This window comes from Pseudalgibacter alginicilyticus (genome assembly GCF_001310225.1).
Taxonomy (GTDB): Bacteria; Bacteroidota; Bacteroidia; order Flavobacteriales; family Flavobacteriaceae; genus Pseudalgibacter; species Pseudalgibacter alginicilyticus.
In genome coordinates this window covers 2,181,096-2,200,914 of the sequence record NZ_CP012898.1, presented here as the reverse complement: position 1 = coordinate 2,200,914, position 19,819 = coordinate 2,181,096, and the positions used below count along the sequence as shown (strand labels likewise).

The window sequence follows — 19,819 nt, the reverse complement described above, 5'->3', positions numbered from 1 at the left end:
AAAGAAATACTATGTAGATTAACTATTTAATATGTCTTTTTTAAATCTTTTAAAGCTTGAGTTTAGGTGTTGGTCGAAAAATATTTTGAAATGTAATTAAAAAAGTAATTTTAAGGATATTAAATATATTTACTGATGAAAATAATGACTACTATTAAAACAGTATTTTTGTTTTGTTTATTTATGCCTTTTATTTTAATAGCACAAAATAAAACAGGAAATATTGTTGAATACTTTGGAAAAGAAAAAGTTGATGACATTAACGAGGGTAAGTTGTTGCACGTTTTTACATCTGGATTAGCATTAAAAATTCAGAATTTTCATTTTGAGTCTTCCTCATTTCCTGAAGATAAGGTATTTAGAAAATTTTTGATGGAATCGGATTATTTACCAAGCAATAACCAGGTGTTTGATATTGATTTTCAGGGCAACGAACAAAAATGGAAAGCAATAACTACAGATAGTACCAATAGTTTTAATGATAGGAGCTTAAGGTCAAGCTATGTGTTTTTGAGCTATAAATCACCAATAGAACAAACCGTGCTTTTTGAGGCTTCTGGGCATTCTTTAGCGTTAATTAATGGATTACCACATGAAGGTGATCATTATGATTTTGGGTGGAATTTAATTCCTTTAAAATTAAAAAAAGGGATGAATACCTTTGTTTTGAAGGTGGGCAGATTTCCAAGAATTCGGGCTAGGTTGATTGAGCCACAAAAAAAAGTTCAAATAACCACTCGAGACTTGACAATTCCTGATATTTTAGTGGAAGAACAAAAAAATTATATAGCTGCTGTTAGGGTTATAAATACAACTGAAAATTGGATAAAGAATTATCAACTCATATCAGAAATTAATGGACAAGTAACGAAATCTAAAATTCAAGATATAGCACCTTTAAGTGTGCAAAAAGTTGCTTATAAAATTGCGTCAGTTACTGACACTACTAAGTTAGGGAAAATTGAAATGACTCTTAATTTGTCAGATGGAAATCAAGTGGTTGATACCAAAACAACAACAAATATTAGAATTAACTCAAAGTATAAAAAACATAAGCGAACTTTTATAAGTGATATTGATGGCAGTGTACAATATTTTAGTGTAGCACCAGCTACTAATAAACAACAAGATTCGTTAGCTTTATTTTTGTCTGTACATGGAGCGTCTGTTAAAGCAGAAAATCAAGCTAATGCATATAAACAGAAAGATTGGGGAAATGTGATTGCTCCCACCAATCGACGACCATTTGGTTTTGCATGGGAAGATTGGGGGCGTTTGGATGCACTTGAGGTTTTAAATGAAGCCAAAAGAATTTATGAACCTGACCCAAAGAGAATTTATTTAACAGGACACTCTATGGGAGGACACGGTACTTGGTATTTAGGAGCTACTTATCCAGACCATTTTGCAGCCATTGCTCCATGTGCCGGTTACCCAGACTTGTTGCTTTATAGAGATGCATCTCTTACAAGAAGATTACAGATGTCGCAAGAGCAGTTGTCTAGATTTGGTTTAACCCCTAAAGTGGTGGCTCGATTAAAAGCAAAACCTTTGCCTACAGCTGTTGAAAGTCTTATATATAGAGCGGGAACACCAAGTAGGACTTTAAAACTTATTCGGAATTATTTGCATTTTGGGGTGTATGTGCTACATGGTGAAGAAGATAGTGTAGTGCCAACTTACATAGCTCGAGATATGCGTGAACGTTTAGGTAAGTTTCATTCAGATTTTACATATTATGAATATCCAGGTGGCACCCATTGGTATGGAAACCATAGTATAGATTGGGAGCCAATCTTTGATTTTTTTAAGGATAGAACTATTAAAGACGTTAATGAGATTAAAACATTTGAATTTTTTACAGGTTCACCTGGGGTGTCTGCAACATCTCATTTTATAACAATACACCAACAAATAGTGCCATTTGAAACAAGTTCCTTTGATTTTTCAAAAGAAGAAAATAAATATATACTTAAGACGGAAAATACTGCTTTGATAGAAGTTGATTTATCAGTCTTAAAAGATATTAAAAACACCATTGAAGTAGATGAGGAGGTTTTCGAAATTAAAAGCAATAAAACGATATTTTTAAAGAAAACAGAATCAAAGTGGCAACTTACTACAACCCCAAGTTTAAAAGAAAAAGGTCCACATAGAAACGGAGGCTTTAAAGATGCTTTTAATAATGATGTTGTGTTTGTATATGCAACTAAGGGATTACCTTCAGAAAATGAATGGTATTATAATCGAGCTAGATTTGATGCTGAAACATTTTGGTACCGTGCCAATGGAAGTATTGAAATTGTTAAAGATGTAGATTTTTCATTAAATAAATATAAAGATAGAAATGTGGTTGTTTATGGAAATAAAGACAATAATAGTGCTTGGAAAATGCTTTTAAAAGACAGCCCAATACAAGTTCAAGATAATAAAGTGGATTTTAATGGAAAGGTATTGGCAGGTACAGAATGGGGTATGTATTTTATAGTACCTCGGTCAGATAGCAATAAAGCAAGTGTTGGAGTTGTTACGGCAACAGGACAAACAGGGTTTAAAGCGGCTTATATGAATCATTATTTGGTAAATGGTACAACGTTTCCTGATGTGTTATTGTTTAATGATACTGTTTTAGAAAATGGGATACCTGCTGTAAAATGTGCAGGATTTTTTGGTAATGACTGGTCTATTGAAACAGGTGATTTTGAATGGAATTGATTCCTAAGTCAATGTTATTTATTTAAAACCTATCTGTGAATGTGTTAGGAAGTATTATGTTAAAAGCAGTATGGAATGTAGTTTGAAATTCCATACTGCTTTTATTGTAAGAAATAAATAGTTTTTAAGCTTGTATGTTTTGATTTATTTTGTTGAACAATTAGATTAACAGACTGTTCTCCATCGTAAATTGTATCGCATACAAATATTATTAAACCTAAATACTCATTTTTTAGTTTTCACCAAACATGTTTTCTGAGGCAATAAATTCCTTTTTCGAAATTCTATCTTGGTACATCCACATTTTAAATCTGGTTACTAAGTAGAATAATATAGGTACCACTATTAGTGTTAGGAACGTTGCTATAATTAAACCGTAAATAACAGTCCAGGCAAGAGGTCCCCAGAAAACCACATTATCTCCACCCATATAAATATGAGGATTAAGTTCGCTAAATAAGGAAAAGAAATTAATATTTAAACCTATAGCTAAAGGAATTAATCCTAAAATGGTGGTGATAGCTGTTAAAAGTACAGGGCGTAAACGTGCTTTTCCACCTTTAACAATAGCTTCTAATAATTCTTCGTTTTCAATATAGGCATCGTCTTCTAAATTATATTCTGCTTTTTTTCTATCAATCAATAGTTGGGTGTAGTCTAAAAGCACCACGCCGTTATTAACTACAATTCCTGCAAGTGATATAATTCCCATCATGGTCATCATAATTACAAATGGAGAGCCCGTTAGTACAATACCACCAAAAACACCAATCAAACTTAAGAAAATAGCAATCATAATGATACCTGGTTTTGAAATGGAATTGAATTGGAATATTAAAATGAAAAATATTAATCCTAAACCTGTAAAAAAAGCTCCCATTAAAAAGGCCATTTGTTTACTTTGTTCTTCAATTTGTCCAGTATAATCTATTTTAACATTTTCTGATTTTCCTGAAAAGCCTTGCATTTCATGTTGAATTTGAGATACAATAGCACCAGCATCTGTAAAGCCGGGGGTTAGTGCAGAATATAAAACAACCACACGTTTCACATCTTTATGTTTAATAGCACTAAAGCCTGAGCTGTTATTTTGTTTTGCAATAGCCGATACAGGAACTTCTTTAATTTGTCCTGATGATGCATCTCTAAATGTTATTTTTTGATTGAAAATAGCACTTGTATTATAGCGGTTTTCTTCATTAAAACGAACGTAAATATCATAATCTTCACCATCTTTTTTGAAAACGCCAGCTTTAGATCCAAAGATGGAGTTTCGCAATTGTTGTCCTACTTGTCCAGAACTTACACCCAGTTCCCCAGCTTTTTTTCTATCCACATGTACTTGCATTGAAGGTTTAGATTTGTTAACATCAATCTTTAATTCGTCAATCCCTTCAATATTTTTTGAATTAATAAAATCGCGCATTTTTTCAGCAGTATTGATTAATTCAGAATAATCATCCCCTTCTAATTCTATATTAATTGGGTATCCTACTGGAGGACCGTTGGCATCTTTTTCTACAGAAATAGCAACTCCAGGGTATACATCTTTAAGAGCAACCTGCACTTTTTTTAGGAGATCCTGACTATCTGCACCTTCTCTAAATTTGTACTCGCGCATGGTGGCAGTAATTTTTCCTCGATGTGGCATTTCGGCTGCAGAGCCACCATCAGTCATTGGGTTTCCTGCACCTTCACCTACTTGAGATACGGCACTTTCAGTTAGGAAATTATAATCACCATTTTTATAAGCCTCATCATTTATAATTTTGTAAACACGTGCTTCAATATCTTTAGTGATAGCATTGGTTTTTTTAATATCTGTACCTTCCGGATATTCAATGTAAACTATAATTTGATTAGGTTTATTGTCAGGAAAGAACTCCACTTTAGTTCGTTGGGTTCCTACGGAGGTTCCAAAACCTATAAAAGCAATGATGAGCAAAATAAATGTTCCTACACTTATTAATATAGGTCTTTTGCCTTTTAAAGCACCTCTGAGAGATTTTTCATAAAAATTCTCCCAACGAGGTAAGCTGTGATTTTGGAATTTGTTAGCCCATTTTCTTAAGAAAAGTCTATAAATCCACAGTAAAATAACAGTTACAATCATTAAGGTGCCTAAACCTCTATAGCTGCCTCCAAAGAGGATAATAAGTAAGCCTATAATTCCAAAAATAGCAGAAATTTTAATGATACTTTTTAAAGGCATATTTTTGTCTTCTGTAGTCATGTATTGTGATACCATTACTGAGTTAAAAAAGATGGCAACAAATAAAGAAGAGCCTAAAACAACAGATAATGTAATGGGGAAATACTTCATGAATTCACCCATAACTCCAGGCCACATACCTAGAGGAATAAATGCGGCTACTGTGGTAGCTGTAGAAATGATGATTGGAAAAGCAATTTCGCCAATTCCTTTTTTAGCAGCCTCAATTCTGCTCATGCCTTCGTCTTCCATTAGGCGGTATACGTTTTCAACCACCACAATACCATTATCAACCAACATACCAAGTCCCATAATCAGTCCAAAAAGTATCATGGTATTCATGGTGTACCCTAAAGTGTTCAATATTAGAAGGGACATGAACATTGACATTGGGATTGCAAAACCTACAAAAAGAGCATTTTTAAATCCTAAAAAGAACATTAAAACAGTAACTACCAATATAATTCCAAAAATGATATTGTTTACCAAATCGTCTACTTGGCCAATAGTTTTTGAAGATTGGTCGTTTGCAATACTAACTTTTAAATCTGGTGGAAATACATTTTCTACAGCATCTTTAACAATAATTTGTATTTGTTCTGCAGCAGCAACCATGTTTTTTCCAGCACGTTTTTTAACGTCTAACATCACTACTGGTTCACCAAACTCTCTTGCATAAGTGGTTTTGTCTTCGTCTTTAAAAGTAACCTGAGCAACATCTTTTAAGTAAATAGCGTTGTTGTTTTCTGATTTTACAACAAAGTTTTCAAGTTCTTCTGGGGTTTCAATTTCTCCAATAACACGAATGGTACGACGCTGTCCACTGGATATTAAATTACCCGCAGACATGGTCATGTTTTCTCTGTTAATAGCATTAATAACATCATCAAAACTTACTTTAGCAGCCATCATTTTATAAATGTCTACTGCCACCTCTACTTCTTTGTCTTGTGCTCCACGAATATCCACTTGTTTGATCTCAATAAGACTTTCAATTTCATCTTCAAGATATTCGCCAAACTCTTTAAGTCTATCAATAGGGTAGTCACCAGAAATATTAATGTTTAGAATTGGAAATTCTTCAGAAATACTTAAATCAAATACGTTTGGTTCTACTTTGGCGCCATTAAAAGTAGGCCAGTCTTCGCCTGAAGTTTCAGAATCAACTTCGTCTTTAACCTTTTGTTTTGCGGCTTCAACAGAGATATTTTCATCAAATTCTACAATAACTATGGAGTAATCTTCTTGAGATGTAGAGGTGATTTCTACCACATTACTCACTGTTTTTAGCTTGTCTTCAATAGGATCGGTGATTAGTTTTTCAATATCTTCAGCTGTATTTCCTGGGTATACTGAACTAATATATATTTTGGTTTCTTTTACTTCCGGAAAACTTTCTCTGGGCATACTAAAATAAGCGCCAGTTCCTAAAAATAATATTAATACAATCAACACATACATGGTTGTTTTGTTGTTGATTGCCCAAGATGATAATCCAAATTCTTTATCTACTTGTTTTTTTTTATCAGTCATTAGTTTTTAATTTTTTAGCAATTGTTGAACACACAACGTATTCTTCTATAGTATCATTTGAGATACTCAAAAATTTGTTAAACTGCGCATTGATATTTCCCTGAGCCTTCGGGAATATTTAATGCAATTGAAATAGAAGTTCTTCTAAACGGAGAACTTAAATGGTAATCTTCACTGTTTGGTAAATTAAGTGTTGGCTTACAAGTATTGTCAATAAAACCTAAAGTTTTTTGATAGACTTTAAAATATTCGAAGCTGTATTTAATTTCTTTCATAATTTTCAGTGTTACTTTTTAAAGACTTACATCTACAAGCTATTGGCTAATAAGAATTTTTACTTCTTGCCCATCCTTAACGCTTCTTGCACCTTCATCAATTATTTCCTCACCGTTTTCTAAACCCGATAGTACTTCTATAAAATCGCCTTGTGTTTTTCCAGTTTCTATAATGACGCGTTTAGCTTTTGCAACATTATTATTTTTATTGGTTATAGTATAAACGTATTGTTGACCTTCAGCATTTTCTGAAATGATACTTTGTGGAATTAAAATAGCGTTGTTGCTTGTATAATCATTTATTTTAAGTTTTGCCGTTAGATTAGGTTTGATGATGTTATTTTTATTTGGTACAGCAACCTCTACTTTAAAAGTTCTGTTGGCTGGGTTGATAAAATTTCCTGCTTGACGAATTTTTGCATTCATTGTAGTGCCAAGAATTGGGAAATCTATTAGCACATCTTTCCCTAGAGTTATATCAGATATGTAACGTTCAGGCACATCTGTTTCAATGTACATATTGTTTAGGTTTACAATTCTAAATAAGGCAGATTGTCCAGGAGCCACAACACTTCCTTGGTCGGTAATAACGTCATCAATAGTTCCAGAGAAGGGGGCTGTAACAATGGTTTTACCTACTTGTTGTTTTAATTGTTTTATGGATTCTAATTGTGCTTCGTAAGCAGATTTTGCTTGTAAAAATTGAATTTCACTTCCTATTTTTTGGTTCCAAAGACGCTCTTGACGTTCAAAAGTAGTTTTTGCTAAATCGGCTTGAATTTGCATTTGTGCTACTTGTTGGCTTAAGCCGCCATCATCAATTTTAGCAAGTGTTTGCCCTTTGCTAACTTTTTGTCCTTCTTTTACATATACATGTGTTAATATTCCTGAATATTCTGGGTATATAACTAAGTTTTGTTTTGTGTCTACGCTTCCTTGGAGTTCAAGATAATGTATGAAAACATCTTCTTTAGCTGTAAATGTTGTTATTAAAGGAATTTTTTCTTGAGGGTCTAATTCTTTAATTTTTGCTTCGAGCTGTTTTAACTGAACTGAGATTTCTTGTTGTTGTGCATCTAAAGAAGATTTTCTCTCCCTTATTTGTTCTAAATTATTTGTAGCTAAAATATCTTCAACCGATTTTTTGTTTTCATTGCCACAAGACGTTAATATAAGTGATACGAATACTAATAAATATATGTTTTTCATCCTTTCCCGATTGATATTTTAATTGTTAATAGTGTTTGAAATTGTTTCCAACATTGCTTTGTTGTTTATAACATTTAGCATGGTTTGTAAAAATTCTTGCTGTGCAGTATATAATTGAATTTGTGCTTGTCTTAATTCAAAGCTAGACGCTATACCTTCGTAAAATTTGGTTTGATTTTTTTTCTCAATACGTTCAGCAAGATTTAAGTTTTCTTTTTTATTGGTGTATTCTTCTATAGCAAATTGATAATCGCTTTTTGCTGATTCTAATTGGAGCTTTAAGCGTTGCTCGGTTTCAGTTAAATCGTCTTCAGATTTTTCTAAATTAATTGCAGCCCTTTGTGTAGCAGCACTTCTTCCTAACGAACTAAATATAGGTATGTTTAGGCTAAGGCCAAATAAAGATGATCCAAACCATTTTTGGTCGTTGTCTGTAAAACTAAAAGTATCTGAATAGGCAGAATATCCTCCATTTAAAAATGCATTTAAAGATGGAAGTCCTTTACTTTTTTCAAGTTTTAAAAGGAGTTCTTTTGAAGTTTTGTTATTTTCTGCAATTTTTAAATCGATATTGTTCTCAATAGTTACATCACTTTCTAATAGTTTTAAATCTATGTTTTGTGATGTTAAACTTTCTAAATTATCACTTAGTGCTATTTCGGAATTTATGTCTATTCCTAAGGTAATGTTTAACATTTGATATGCTAATGTTTTTAAACGGGTTGTTTTGTTAAAATTACTTTCTACCCCTGATAGAGTAATTTGCAATTGCTCTACACTTTCTTCATCACCTAAACCATTTTCATATATTTTAGTGGTTTCATTCAGATTCTTTTTTAACACACTCAGGTTGCGTTCTAATATTTTTAAGCTTTCTTCAGCAAGAAGCACATTTCCATAGGCTTCAATTACAGATTTTCTTATTTCTAAATCTGTTTTTTCTTTAGCATTTTTTGATATTTCTAAAAATACTTTGGCAGATTGTAGTCCAACTATATACGAGCCGTCAAATATTTTTTGCGTTAAAGTAGCTGTAGCAGTCATGTTTTGCTTAGTTCCAAATACTAATTCTTCAAACTCACCAGGAGTACCTCCAAAAGCTTCTGCAGGAATTAAAGATATTTGTTGTTTTAGAAAGTTTTGATAGTCAACCGCAGCGCTTATTTGTGGTAATCCCGTTGCTGTAGTTTCCCATTTTTGTTTTTTCGCTGCTTCTATATCACGAAAAGCATTTTTAGCAGTTCTGTTATGTTCTAAAGCATAATTGATAGCTTCTTGTAATGATATTTTTTTTGGTATTTCTTGAGAAAATATTCCAATGGAAAATAATAAACTAAAGAGTATTATTAGTTTGCTTTTCATTTTTTTATACTTGATTAGAATTTATATACTTGTTTAGAATTTCTAAACCTTTTGGTGTGCAAATACCACGTAAATGATACTCAATAAAATTACTCATTAACATCTGTATTGAAAATTTATTCTCGGGGAACAAATCTTTGTCTTTTATAATCAACAATGTATTGAAGTAAATTCTTGAAATAAAATCAACATGGATGGTATCTCTATATAACCCATTTTGAACCCCTTTGTTTAAATTATCTGTTACGCAATTCTGCATGATGCAAAATTGACTGTTTTTAAGATTTTTAAATATTTTTGGATAATATTTTTGTAGTTGATATTGTGGTGATGATTTTTCGTTTTTAAGATATTCTGTTACAAATTGTTTGATGCTATAAATTTCCTCAATAGGGTTTTTATTTGAGTCAATGATTTCTTCAATTCCTTCAGAAATAGATTGAAAGACGTGTGAGGTAGCAGCTTCTACTAATTTGGTTTTATTATCAAAATGCTGATAAATTGTTTTTTTTGAAACCCCTAATGCATTGGCAATATCATCCATAGTAACACTTTTAAACCCGTAGTTTAAAAATAAATCTGTTGCTCCTGTTAATATTTTGTCTCTCATAATTGCGTGCAAATATACTCATGGAAACTTTAAAAACAAAAAAAGTTTCCAAAGTTTACGATTTTTTAATATATAATTTACGATTGCACTTTTTAGTATGTCTAATTAATTTATTTTTGTTACATGCTTTCTATAGAAAAATATCAAAAAGAATTTGTTGATTATTTAGAAAAATACGCAACAGTTAAGGAGCCGAAAAACCTTTACAAGCCAATTGTTTATATTTTAAATTTGGGAGGTAAGCGGTTACGTCCAGTTTTAACTTTAATGACAGCCGATATTTTTGGATGTGATTATAAAAAAGCGTTGAATACCGCTTTAAGTGTTGAAGTGTTTCATAACTTTTCATTAGTTCATGATGATATCATGGATGACGCACCATTGCGTCGTGGAAAAGAAACGGTACATGAAAAGTGGGATGTAAATACCGGGATACTTTCAGGAGATGCTATGTTAATTATGGCATATCAGTTGTTTGAAAATTATGAATCGGATGTTTTTCAATCATTAGCAAAACTATTTAGTAAAACAGCCTTGGAAGTTTGTGAGGGTCAACAGTATGATGTAGATTTTGAAATTAGAAACAAGGTGACAATTGCAGAATACTTAAAAATGATTGAGTATAAAACGGCTGTGTTAGTGGGAGCTGCTATGCAAATGGGGGCTATTGTTGCTAAAGCTACAGAGAGTGATCAAAAAAATATTTACGAATTTGGTAAAAATTTAGGGATAGCTTTTCAATTGCAGGATGATTATTTAGATGCTTTTGGCAATCCTGAAACTTTCGGAAAACAAGTGGGTGGTGATATTATTGAAAATAAAAAAACCTATTTGTACATCAAAGCTATGGAGTTTTCTGTTGAAGCAGATCAGCTTCAGCTTTATGATTTGTACACAAGTGAATCGTATGATAACGAAGCTAAAGTTAATCAGGTAAAGCAGATTTTTGAAACATCGGGAGCTTTGGAAGCTACTAAAAATGAAATTGAAAATTATACCAAAAAAGCTTTTTCTGTTTTGGAGTCATTAAATATTTCAGAAGAAAAGAAACAGCTTTTAAAAACATTTGGCAATCAATTAATGAATAGAGACGTTTAATAATTAATTTTTATTTCCACGAAAAACGGAAATCTTTTTATGAAATTACCTGTGAATTTTGATGCTTTAATTGAAGAGGCCTATAAATTAGACTTATACAAAAAATTAATTCTCCAGCTTAATAAAGATTTTCTTTTGGCAAATGTAGATTTAGATTTTCATGAAGAAATTTTACCTTCAAGTTTAAAACTCATTCTTCATGAAACGGTTTATAAACTCATTCAAGAAAAATTTACTGAATATTTAAACTTACTTTATATTATTGACGTTTCAGAAGTACAAGTCAAAGAATTGCACGGAAACGATATTTTAAAACTATCTGAAGACGTTTCGTTTTTAATTTTAAAGCGCGAATGGCAAAAGGTGTGGTTTAAGAATAAATATTCTTAAATTCCTTTCAGGTATCTGGTGTTTTTTAATTGATTACAAAAGATGCATTCACATAAAAATTACGCCCTTTGTAGGTAAATTGCTCCAGTTTGCATAGGTGGAATAATGAGCATTCATAATATTTTCAATGACAAGTTTTAATATAGTTTCCCCATGTTTATTATAAAAAATAATACCAAAATTAATGTTTAAAATAGTATAAGACGCTGTTTCTATTTCATCATATGAACCACTATAATTGGTTTTTTCTGAAAGCGCTTTACCTAAAACTTTGCCTTCTAAGGATGTATTATTTTTTAAAATAGAACCAATACGATACATGCCAATATGAGTTTCTTCATTGATTGTTCATTTTTTGTTGTTGTTTAAAGTTAAACCTTCAAGAGGAATAGTTGTAATTTAAGTTTGAGTTTGTTGTTTTTACAACTAAAAATTATTGCTATGATTTAAAAATCTTTTCTTTTAGATTTAAAAATAATTCGTAATAGAGGTAGCATGACCCATATAGTAAGCATTACTAAAGAAATACTAAAGCCAAATTTGGTGCCAAAAAATTGTTTAAAAACAGCACCTGTATAGCCTAATAATGCCGAGATATCTAATTTTAGTAATATTAAGGTTCTTGATAAATCTATTGGATTTAACATGGTACCAATTAATGATACTTTATCCAATGGATAATCTTCAAACAAAATTAATGTCATTAAAAATAAACCGTCATAAATAACAGCAAGGAATAGCCAAAGTAATATGGCGTATCCAAACCCTTTAATTTTATTCTCGTTAGACAGAGCAATATTAAAAGCTAAAGCAGTAAATATTAGGGTTAAAAATGTTCCTGTTATTAATAACAATGAAAAATCCCAAATGGCACTACTTTCAAATAGACCATAAAATACAAATGGCATACCTAAACCAAGAATTAAACTCAAGGATAATGACAAAGCAACTCCTAAATATTGGCCTAAAAATATGGAGGATCGTTTTATGGGTTGTGCTAAGAGTAATTCTGTAAATTCTTGCGAATTATAATAGTACATAACGCCAAATAGGGTTCCAATTAATGGTACTAAAACAATAATAATGTTCATTAATGTGATGACTGCCTTTGATAAATCATTGTTTAGAAATAGCAACACAATACCTAACAATAAATAAAAAGCAAAATACACGTAACTCCAGCGACTGCGCATTAAATCATAAAAACTATATTTTAAAATTTTAAGCATAATTGTCGGTTAATATAGACGCAATTGCATGTTCAAAATCATGTTGATTGGTCTTGGTTTTTAATTTTTCAATACTGCCTTTAAAGTAGATTTTTCCTTCCAAGATAAATACAATTTCATCTGATATTTCTTCAACAAAACTCATGATATGAGATGTGATAAGAATGGTTTTTCCTTTGTTTTTTTCTTTTTGAATTAAATCTTTTAAGCTTATGAGTGCAACAGGGTCTAATCCAGTTGTAGGTTCATCTAAAATAACCAAAGGACTATCAAACATAAAAGCCAGTACAAGATTTACTTTTTGTTTTGTTCCTCCAGAAAGATTGCCCAATTTTTTGTTTAAAAATGGTTCTAATTTAAAGAGTTTAATTAGGTGTTGGTCCTCTTTCGTAGGTTTACGTAAATCCTTAATCATTTTAATTAATTCTATAACTTTTAAATTATTTGGAAAGTTGGCAATTTGTGGTAAATAGTCAATTTGACACCTATACTCCGAGTTGTTTTTCACGTTTTGACCTAAAACCGTTATTTTTCCTTGGTTGGGTATGACCATCCCCAAAATAGATTTTATGAGTGTGGTTTTTCCTGAGCCATTTGGGCCAAGTATAGCAAAAATTCCGCCATCAAATATGTTTAAATTAACACCGCTTAGTACTTGATTTTTTCCAAATTTTTTATGTAAGTTTTCTATTGTTACCATGTTAGCTCTTTCATTTGTGGATTGTTGTCTAGCAAGTCATCTGGTGTAAATACGGGTGATACTTTTTCGGAGAAATCAATAATATCAATAAACATGCTTCGTAATAAAATAATAGTTTCTGGTGTGCGGTTTACGATGTATGAAAATAATTTAACCGGTCTGTAAGGTGTATCTCCTATATCATTTTTATCAAGGTCATAACCCGTGTAATTACTCCAATAATTTTTGTTGAATCTGTTATCGTTAACCTTACTATTATAAGCAATATCAAAGGAATTGTATAAAAAATTGTTTTTTGTAAATATATTCGCATAGCAAGCACCACGGACTTTAATGGCCCAACCATTATTTTTAAATGTGTTGTGTTTGTAATTAATGCGGTTAGAACCTTCAACGTTAATACCAATGGTATTATCTTCAAAGGTATTACCTTTGATTTCTCCATCATTTATTTCTTTGAGTAGCAGACCATAAGACGCAGTTCCCCAGTTTTCTTTAAAAATGTTGTTATACATTTTTATGCGTCTTGAAAACATAACAGCTACACCAGCACCATTGTTTTCAAAAATATTATCTTGGTAGGTGTCATCGTTAGAAAACATGAAGTGTAGACCATATCGTACGTTTAATGCGCTTACATTATTTTTAATGATGCAATCGTCAGAGAATTCTAAATAAATACCATCACGAACATGCTGCACAAAATTATGTTCAATCAGAACGTTTTTACTGTACCAAAGTTGAATGCCATTACCAGAATTATATTCTTCAACCGCCTCTCCAATTATTTTATTATAAAAAACCTTTCCATTCCTTGATTTTTCGATATAAATGCCAAAAAATAATTTTTCTAACACTAAATTTTGAATCAGGAAATTTTTACTATTTTTAACACGAATGGCCGCATAATCTGTAGTGTAGCTATTGCCTACATTTATTATGAATAAACCATCAACCGTAACATTATCTGCTATAACAGTAATTATTTCGCCTTTTAATTCGCCATCAATTATTGGGTAATTTTTACCAATGATGGTTAAGGGTTTGTCAACTATAATATTATGTTCTTTATAAGTTCCCTTTTTAACCATAATAGTATCAAAATCTTTAGCCAGTGCAATTCCTTCTTTTAAAGTCGAAATAGGGCACGTTTTGCAAATTTCAATTTGATTTGCAAAGCCGTTACCAACTACAACTAATGAGATTAATAATATGATTTTGATGTTTTTCATAAGCTATAATAGTCCTCCTGATCTTAAACTAAATCCCACAAAAACAAATAACACAGCAATTAGAGTAACCAAACCTATATGATATGCGAGTTGTTTTATTTTTTTCTTTGGAATTAAAAAAAAGCGAGCATGTAAAGCAAGTAGAATAGTGCATAATAACAAGATTAATTTGATGTATATATGCTTGTTTTGATGATTTGAAAAGTCGAATTCAAAAAAATCTGTGGTATAAATAATAGCCATGTAAATACCTGTTATTACTAAAATAAGTAGTGCTGGAACGCCAATACGTTCAAATTTTGATTCAAATTGTTCTATGATGCTGAAGTCATTTTTTGATAATGCTTTAGGTAAAAAACTTAAAGCCAAAATTAAGTGACCACCAGTCCAAATTGTTGCACTAATAATGTGTATGAATATGATGAATTTTAAAAGCATGGCTTAATGATTAAATTTTGAAAGAAGTTGTTCCCAAGTGTATAATTGACCCCCTTTTTCAACTTGAAGTTTCTTCGCGTCAGTTTTATTTTTAAAAGCGGAAAGAAAAGCGCCCATGGGACTTGGAATATTTTTACTAATTAAGAAAGTTGCTTTTGTAGCGTCAACTAAAACTTCAGGTTCGGTGTAGTTATTAGACAAATACAATTCAACTTCATTCGTTTCAAATTCCTCCATAAAATGTATCATACATTCTGTAGCATCAAATTTGTAAACTTTCCCTTTTTTAGTAACAATTTCTGCTGCATGAACTTTATCTACTATGGTCATTTTACAAAAATGGCAGCCATCACTTCCATAATTTATAGCTTCTGGTTTTACATGGCAACTACTTGCTATTAGTAGTAATATGATAATTGGACAGTGTTTTAGTATTTTCATGACTATAGTGTTTTATAATTGTAGGTTAATCTATTGTGTTGTTGGTTTTAAGCTTGCTTTTCTGCCAGCCCAAAAAGCAACAAGGGTTAATGTCATGCCAATAAACATAAGGTAACCTCCTAAGTGCGGCCATGAATCAACATCAAAATTCAGTAGTTTTTGGTAGCCAATTAAAGGGGGTTTATAGCTCATTGGAGACCCATCTGGATTGGTAACTTTAATAATAGCATTTGGATCTAAATTGCTGCCATAATCTATCAGCCAGTTATTGAAATCATATATGCCTAAGATACCTAATACAGACATTAATAAAAACCATCCTAAAAAGTATTTGTAGTTTAATTTCTGAAAATAGCCTAATAATCCAATAACTGTACCTAATACTACCATAAAAACTATGACTATAGGAAACACTGAGAATTCCCACATATCTTCTGCTTTTGGGATAGTTTTCATTCCTATATAATGGTTTAGGCCATCAATATTTTGAAGGTCAAATTCTTCTACACCTTCAATACCATGAATGTAAATATTCATTCCTAATGGTTCAGGGTATTGTGGAGCCCCAAGCATGATATTCCATAAGGGAAATTTAAAAAGCCCTAATAATAACAAGGCTCCTACTATCATTATAATTCCAGCCTTTTTCATAACAATTATTGTATAATTAATTATTCAGTAATTAGTGATTTAAAAAGTGAGGCGAGAGCGATAAATCAACTCTCGCCTTATATTAGAAAGACAAACACTAAAACAACAGCTTCCTAAACTCTAAGATTAATGATATTAATCTTCACCCAAAGACCAAGATAATTCTATGTTTGAATTTGTAGGAGATACCCGTACATAGCCTTGCATTTCTTGGTGTAATGCCGAGCAGAAATCTGTGCAATAGAATGGCCAAACACCTACTTGTTTTGGTTCCCAAGTTAACGTTCTTGTTTGTCCTGGAGCAATTAATAATTCTGCATTGTTGGCACCAATGATTGCAAATCCGTGAGGGACATCAAAATCTTGTTCTAAGTTTGTGATGTGAAAAAATACCTTATCTCCAACTTTTATACCTTCAATATTATCTGGTGCAAAGTGACTTCGTATCATCGTCATATAAATATGGACGTTTTTACCATCTCTAACAATTTTAACATCTGATCCACTAAGTGTTTTCTTTTCGTGTTGGTTTTCATCTAATCGGTATATTTTTCTTGAATTATTTTTTATGATTTCAGCTGGAATTGCTGCGGCATAATGAGGTTCACCATGGGTAGGGAAATCTAATAACAATTCCATTTTTTCGCCAGAAATATCATATAATTGAGCAGAATGCTCCATTTCTGGACCTGTTGGTAAATATCTGTCTTTTGTTATTTTATTCATGGCAAACATATACTTACCAAATGGTTCTGCTGAGTTTCCTCCAGGAATGGTTAAGTGGCCAACAGAATAATAGGTTGGCTTTCTGTCTATCACTTCCCAGGTGCCTAATTTCCATTTTACAACTTCAGAAGAAATGAAGAACGTGGTATAAGCATTGCCTTGTCCATCAAATTCGGTATGCAATGGCCCTAAACCTGGTTGTTCAACGGATCCAGCTAAAACATCTTCAAAATTTAAAATAGGAATACCATAAGCTTCGCCGGCAAATTTTTTATTTTCAATGGCGTCTAACATTTTGGTGAATGAGTGTACGGTTAAATTTGCAGAAAGTTTACCGTTTCCTACAATGTATTCCCCTGAAGGATCCACGTCGCAACCATGAGGTGATTTTGGCGTTGGAATAAAATATACAGCTCCAGGAACTTCAGAAGGGTTAACAACTCGTACTTCTTTTTTCATGGTTGAAGTTGCGGTATGTTTGTGTTCATCATATACGTTATGTGCATAGTTAGCAGGCATCATGGTGCCTCCGCCTTTTTTAACGTATTCTTCAATTTTTTTCCAGTTAATTGCTGCAATAAAATCTTTATCGTTTTGAGAAGCGTTGACTTCTAAAAGCGTATTTGCTTCTTCTGTATTATAAGTGGTAAAGAAAAACCAACCATGAGATTTTCCGCGTCCAGGATGTGATAAATCGTAGTTAAAACCAGGCATTAAAATTTGAAATTTAATATCCATATGGCCATGTTCTGGATCTACAGATATAAAAGATAATGCTCCTTTAAAGTTTCCTTTATATGTTTTAATAGGAATGTCTTTTTGAGGAACAGGAACAGAAAAACGTGTTCCAGCAACCACGTATTCTGTGTTTTCAGTAATAAATGATGAGCTGTGGTTACCAGCGCTGTTTGGAACTTCAATTATTTCTTCTGTTTCAAAGGTTGTTAAACTGATTCGTGCAATGCGAGGTGTATTATTTCCGTTGATAAAAATCCATCGTCCGTCAAGTTTTCCATTGGTTTGTGAGATATCTGGGTGATGAGAGTCGTCCCAAGGTACAAAACCATATGAGGTTTCAAACATAGGTTTGGTTTCTTCAGAGTAACCATATCCATTTGTTGGAAATTGAGAAAAGACAGGGATTTCTTTAAATAGGCGGCCTGAAGGTAATCCGTAAACTGTAAGATTGCCACTAAAGCCACCAGAAATAAAAGCATAGTGCGAATCGTGATCGCCAGGTGCTACATATACTTTTTCTGCATTGTTATTAGAGAGAGCACCAGAATTGTTAGAATTGTTACAACTTGTTAATGTACTAAGAACCGCTACAATTGCCAGGATAGGTGTTATTATTGTTTTCATTATTATATAGTTTAGTTTATATTATTCTGTTGGAGGTAACAACACTTTGTCAATGACGTGAACAATTCCGTTTCCAGCTTTGATACTTGCCAATATTTTTGCACCACCAATTATTGGCTCATCATTAACAACTTCTATTTTTACATAACCATTATTCGCTTGTCCTAATTTTTTGAATTTCTTTAAAAAATCCTTAGAATAATTTCCAGGAGTTACATGATATTTTAAAATATTAGCCAGTGCATTTTTGTTTTCTGGTTTTAGTAAATTTTCAACGGTTCCTTCTGGTAATGCTGCAAAAGCTTCGTTGGTTGGAGCAAACACCATTAAGGGTCCAGCATTTACTAAAGCATTTTCTAATTGAGCTGCCTGTGCTGCTGCCACTAATGTTGTATGGTCTTTAGAGTTCATTGCAATATTTAAAACGGTTGTGCTTATATCATTTTCAATAAAAGCTTGACCTGTTTTATCTGTCAATTTTGTTTCTGTTTTTGCTTCTGAAGAGGGTTTAGGTACGTTTTTATTTACGTTATTACAGGAGCTAATAAAAACAGCTAACACAAAAAGTTGAATTAGTTGTTTAATTGGTTTCATGTTTTATAAGGTTCTAAAATATTCTAATACTGCTCTAGCGTCTTCTTCACTTATACCTTGATTTGCCATTGGCGCTCCATTAAACTCTATTAATAAATCCTTAGCTAATGGATCTTCTTTAACCATTACTTCGGGATTTAGAATCATATTCATAATCCACTCAGGTGTTCTTCTATCTAAAATGCCCTTTGGTGCAGGACCAATAAATTTTTTGTCAGTTCGGTGACAAGCAGCGCACATTTTTTTGAAAACAGCTTCGCCATTTGACGCCATTGATTGATCTATTTCTGATTCTAATACTAATGATTTGATAGGACCTACACCTTTGTTTGTTAAATCAACCGTTGCTGAAGGAGCTACTTTTTCAATTTTTGTAGTTTTTGTTTCCGTAGGAGTTGTTTTTTCATAAGAAAACCCTTCTTTCTTTTTTTCTTCTTTGCCACCACAGCTTATAAGCAGTGTAATTGATAATGTCATTAAAATATTTAGTATTGTTTTCATTTGAATAGGTTTTTAATTGCCCAAATTTATAATGTTAATAGGATAATAAATATGATAAAAATCATATTTAAGATATAAATATCTTTTTTTATTTTTTTATATTTGCATATGCTTTCAAACTCTTCAAAATATGCTATTAAAGCTGTGCTTTTTTTAGCTTTAAAATCGAATAAGGAAAATAAAGTAATGGCAAAGGATGTTGCAGCTCCTATAAACGTGCCACAAGCTTATATAGCTAAACTGTTGCAAGAGTTAGTTAAGGTTAATATGGTGTCTTCTAAAAAAGGACCTAATGGTGGGTTTTATTTAAGTGAAGAAAATTTAAAGAAATCTGTATTGGACATTATTTATGTTATTGATGGAAAAAACAAACTTTCTGCTTGCATGATAAGTTTAGATGCTTGTGATGAAGATAAACCTTGCCCATTACACGATATTCTGGTTCCTTCTAGAAATCTTATCTTAAAAACCTTGAAAGGAAAAACTATTTATGATTTGATGTTGAGTGTTAAGTCCGGTGATACTTTTTTGCCTCTTTAGG

The 19,819-nt window shown here is 31.8% G+C and carries 19 protein-coding genes; 4 read left to right on the top strand and 15 right to left on the bottom strand.

Going from position 1 to position 19,819, the window contains the following annotated elements; genetic code table 11:
* Positions 1-135: 135 nt before the first annotated feature.
* Positions 136-2,715 carry a carboxylesterase family protein gene (locus APS56_RS09235; RefSeq protein WP_054727429.1) on the top strand — a complete coding sequence of 860 codons (2,580 nt, stop codon included), beginning with the start codon at positions 136-138 and terminating at the stop codon, positions 2,713-2,715.
* A 232-nt stretch (positions 2,716-2,947) separates the two neighbouring features.
* Here APS56_RS09235 and APS56_RS09230 read toward each other — a convergent pair whose 3' ends face one another.
* The 5 genes from APS56_RS09230 to APS56_RS09210 all read right to left on the bottom strand — a co-directional run bounded on the left by APS56_RS09230 (position 2,948) and on the right by APS56_RS09210 (position 9,916).
* Positions 2,948-6,460: an efflux RND transporter permease subunit gene (locus APS56_RS09230; RefSeq protein WP_054727427.1), complete on the bottom strand. Its 3,513-nt coding sequence runs from the start codon at positions 6,458-6,460 to the stop codon at positions 2,948-2,950.
* A gap of 77 nt (positions 6,461-6,537) precedes the next feature.
* Positions 6,538-6,735, bottom strand: a complete 198-nt coding sequence (locus tag APS56_RS09225) for a four helix bundle protein (protein WP_054727425.1) — start codon at positions 6,733-6,735, stop codon at positions 6,538-6,540.
* A gap of 39 nt (positions 6,736-6,774) precedes the next feature.
* Positions 6,775-7,944, bottom strand: a complete 1,170-nt coding sequence (locus tag APS56_RS09220) for an efflux RND transporter periplasmic adaptor subunit (protein ID WP_054727424.1) — start codon at positions 7,942-7,944, stop codon at positions 6,775-6,777.
* 18 nt (positions 7,945-7,962) lie between these two features.
* The gene (locus APS56_RS09215; protein ID WP_054727422.1) at positions 7,963-9,306 is read right to left on the bottom strand and encodes a TolC family protein; all 1,344 of its coding nucleotides are present in this window, start codon (positions 9,304-9,306) and stop codon (positions 7,963-7,965) included.
* A gap of 4 nt (positions 9,307-9,310) precedes the next feature.
* Complete coding sequence (locus APS56_RS09210) at positions 9,311-9,916, bottom strand: TetR/AcrR family transcriptional regulator (RefSeq protein WP_054727420.1); 606 nt, start codon at positions 9,914-9,916, stop codon at positions 9,311-9,313.
* A 123-nt stretch (positions 9,917-10,039) separates the two neighbouring features.
* Between APS56_RS09210 and APS56_RS09205 the strand changes: the two genes are divergently transcribed.
* Entirely contained in the window at positions 10,040-11,014 is a 975-nt protein-coding gene (locus APS56_RS09205; RefSeq protein WP_054727418.1) for a polyprenyl synthetase family protein, read from the top strand.
* A gap of 39 nt (positions 11,015-11,053) precedes the next feature.
* Complete coding sequence (locus APS56_RS09200; RefSeq protein ID WP_054727416.1) at positions 11,054-11,404, top strand: hypothetical protein; 351 nt, start codon at positions 11,054-11,056, stop codon at positions 11,402-11,404.
* Positions 11,405-11,452: 48 nt separating this feature from the next.
* Here APS56_RS09200 and APS56_RS09195 read toward each other — a convergent pair whose 3' ends face one another.
* The 10 genes from APS56_RS09195 to APS56_RS09150 form a co-directional block, all read right to left on the bottom strand.
* Positions 11,453-11,725, bottom strand: coding sequence for a hypothetical protein (locus APS56_RS09195; RefSeq protein WP_054727414.1), 273 nt, complete (start codon positions 11,723-11,725; stop codon positions 11,453-11,455).
* Positions 11,726-11,850: 125 nt separating this feature from the next.
* Positions 11,851-12,633, bottom strand: a complete 783-nt coding sequence (locus APS56_RS09190) for a nitrous oxide metabolic protein (protein ID WP_054727412.1) — start codon at positions 12,631-12,633, stop codon at positions 11,851-11,853.
* Entirely contained in the window at positions 12,626-13,333 is a 708-nt protein-coding gene (locus APS56_RS09185) for an ABC transporter ATP-binding protein (RefSeq protein WP_054727410.1), read from the bottom strand. Before APS56_RS09185 ends, APS56_RS09190 begins: the two co-directional genes overlap by 8 nt.
* Complete coding sequence (locus APS56_RS09180) at positions 13,327-14,565, bottom strand: nitrous oxide reductase family maturation protein NosD (RefSeq protein ID WP_054727408.1); 1,239 nt, start codon at positions 14,563-14,565, stop codon at positions 13,327-13,329. The genes APS56_RS09185 and APS56_RS09180 overlap by 7 nt, the downstream gene beginning before the upstream one ends.
* A 3-nt stretch (positions 14,566-14,568) precedes the next feature.
* Entirely contained in the window at positions 14,569-15,003 is a 435-nt protein-coding gene (locus APS56_RS09175; RefSeq protein WP_054727406.1) for a CopD family protein, read from the bottom strand.
* A gap of 3 nt (positions 15,004-15,006) precedes the next feature.
* Positions 15,007-15,444 (bottom strand): nitrous oxide reductase accessory protein NosL, encoded by a 438-nt coding sequence (locus APS56_RS09170; RefSeq protein ID WP_054727404.1) that lies wholly within the window; start codon positions 15,442-15,444, stop codon positions 15,007-15,009.
* Positions 15,445-15,474: 30 nt separating this feature from the next.
* Positions 15,475-16,095, bottom strand: coding sequence for a hypothetical protein (locus APS56_RS09165; protein WP_054727403.1), 621 nt, complete (start codon positions 16,093-16,095; stop codon positions 15,475-15,477).
* A gap of 135 nt (positions 16,096-16,230) precedes the next feature.
* Positions 16,231-18,183, bottom strand: a complete 1,953-nt coding sequence (nosZ, locus tag APS56_RS09160) for a Sec-dependent nitrous-oxide reductase (RefSeq protein ID WP_054727401.1) — start codon at positions 18,181-18,183, stop codon at positions 16,231-16,233.
* Between the two features lie 21 nt (positions 18,184-18,204).
* Positions 18,205-18,777: a fasciclin domain-containing protein gene (locus tag APS56_RS09155; RefSeq protein ID WP_054727398.1), complete on the bottom strand. Its 573-nt coding sequence runs from the start codon at positions 18,775-18,777 to the stop codon at positions 18,205-18,207.
* 3 nt (positions 18,778-18,780) lie between these two features.
* Positions 18,781-19,278, bottom strand: coding sequence for a c-type cytochrome (locus APS56_RS09150; RefSeq protein WP_054727396.1), 498 nt, complete (start codon positions 19,276-19,278; stop codon positions 18,781-18,783).
* A gap of 108 nt (positions 19,279-19,386) precedes the next feature.
* Here APS56_RS09150 and APS56_RS09145 point away from each other — a divergent pair, with 108 nt between their 5' ends.
* A complete protein-coding gene (locus tag APS56_RS09145; protein WP_054727394.1) occupies positions 19,387-19,818 on the top strand; it encodes an RrF2 family transcriptional regulator in 432 nt (143 codons plus the stop codon).
* Position 19,819: the final 1 nt, after the last annotated feature.

Bases quoted from the DNA above. Each gene is read 5' to 3' on its own strand.
- APS56_RS09235 (WP_054727429.1), top strand. From the start codon at position 136: ATGAAAATAATGACTACTATTAAAACAGTATTTTTGTTTTGTTTATTT.
- APS56_RS09230 (WP_054727427.1), bottom strand. From the start codon at position 6,460: ATGACTGATAAAAAAAAACAAGTAGATAAAGAATTTGGATTATCATCT.
- APS56_RS09225 (WP_054727425.1), bottom strand. From the start codon at position 6,735: ATGAAAGAAATTAAATACAGCTTCGAATATTTTAAAGTCTATCAAAAA.
- APS56_RS09220 (WP_054727424.1), bottom strand. From the start codon at position 7,944: ATGAAAAACATATATTTATTAGTATTCGTATCACTTATATTAACGTCT.
- APS56_RS09215 (WP_054727422.1), bottom strand. From the start codon at position 9,306: ATGAAAAGCAAACTAATAATACTCTTTAGTTTATTATTTTCCATTGGA.
- APS56_RS09210 (WP_054727420.1), bottom strand. From the start codon at position 9,916: ATGAGAGACAAAATATTAACAGGAGCAACAGATTTATTTTTAAACTAC.
- APS56_RS09205 (WP_054727418.1), top strand. From the start codon at position 10,040: ATGCTTTCTATAGAAAAATATCAAAAAGAATTTGTTGATTATTTAGAA.
- APS56_RS09200 (WP_054727416.1), top strand. From the start codon at position 11,054: ATGAAATTACCTGTGAATTTTGATGCTTTAATTGAAGAGGCCTATAAA.
- APS56_RS09195 (WP_054727414.1), bottom strand. From the start codon at position 11,725: ATGTATCGTATTGGTTCTATTTTAAAAAATAATACATCCTTAGAAGGC.
- APS56_RS09190 (WP_054727412.1), bottom strand. From the start codon at position 12,633: ATGCTTAAAATTTTAAAATATAGTTTTTATGATTTAATGCGCAGTCGC.
- APS56_RS09185 (WP_054727410.1), bottom strand. From the start codon at position 13,333: ATGGTAACAATAGAAAACTTACATAAAAAATTTGGAAAAAATCAAGTA.
- APS56_RS09180 (WP_054727408.1), bottom strand. From the start codon at position 14,565: ATGAAAAACATCAAAATCATATTATTAATCTCATTAGTTGTAGTTGGT.
- APS56_RS09175 (WP_054727406.1), bottom strand. From the start codon at position 15,003: ATGCTTTTAAAATTCATCATATTCATACACATTATTAGTGCAACAATT.
- APS56_RS09170 (WP_054727404.1), bottom strand. From the start codon at position 15,444: ATGAAAATACTAAAACACTGTCCAATTATCATATTACTACTAATAGCA.
- APS56_RS09165 (WP_054727403.1), bottom strand. From the start codon at position 16,095: ATGAAAAAGGCTGGAATTATAATGATAGTAGGAGCCTTGTTATTATTA.
- nosZ (WP_054727401.1), bottom strand. From the start codon at position 18,183: ATGAAAACAATAATAACACCTATCCTGGCAATTGTAGCGGTTCTTAGT.
- APS56_RS09155 (WP_054727398.1), bottom strand. From the start codon at position 18,777: ATGAAACCAATTAAACAACTAATTCAACTTTTTGTGTTAGCTGTTTTT.
- APS56_RS09150 (WP_054727396.1), bottom strand. From the start codon at position 19,278: ATGAAAACAATACTAAATATTTTAATGACATTATCAATTACACTGCTT.
- APS56_RS09145 (WP_054727394.1), top strand. From the start codon at position 19,387: ATGCTTTCAAACTCTTCAAAATATGCTATTAAAGCTGTGCTTTTTTTA.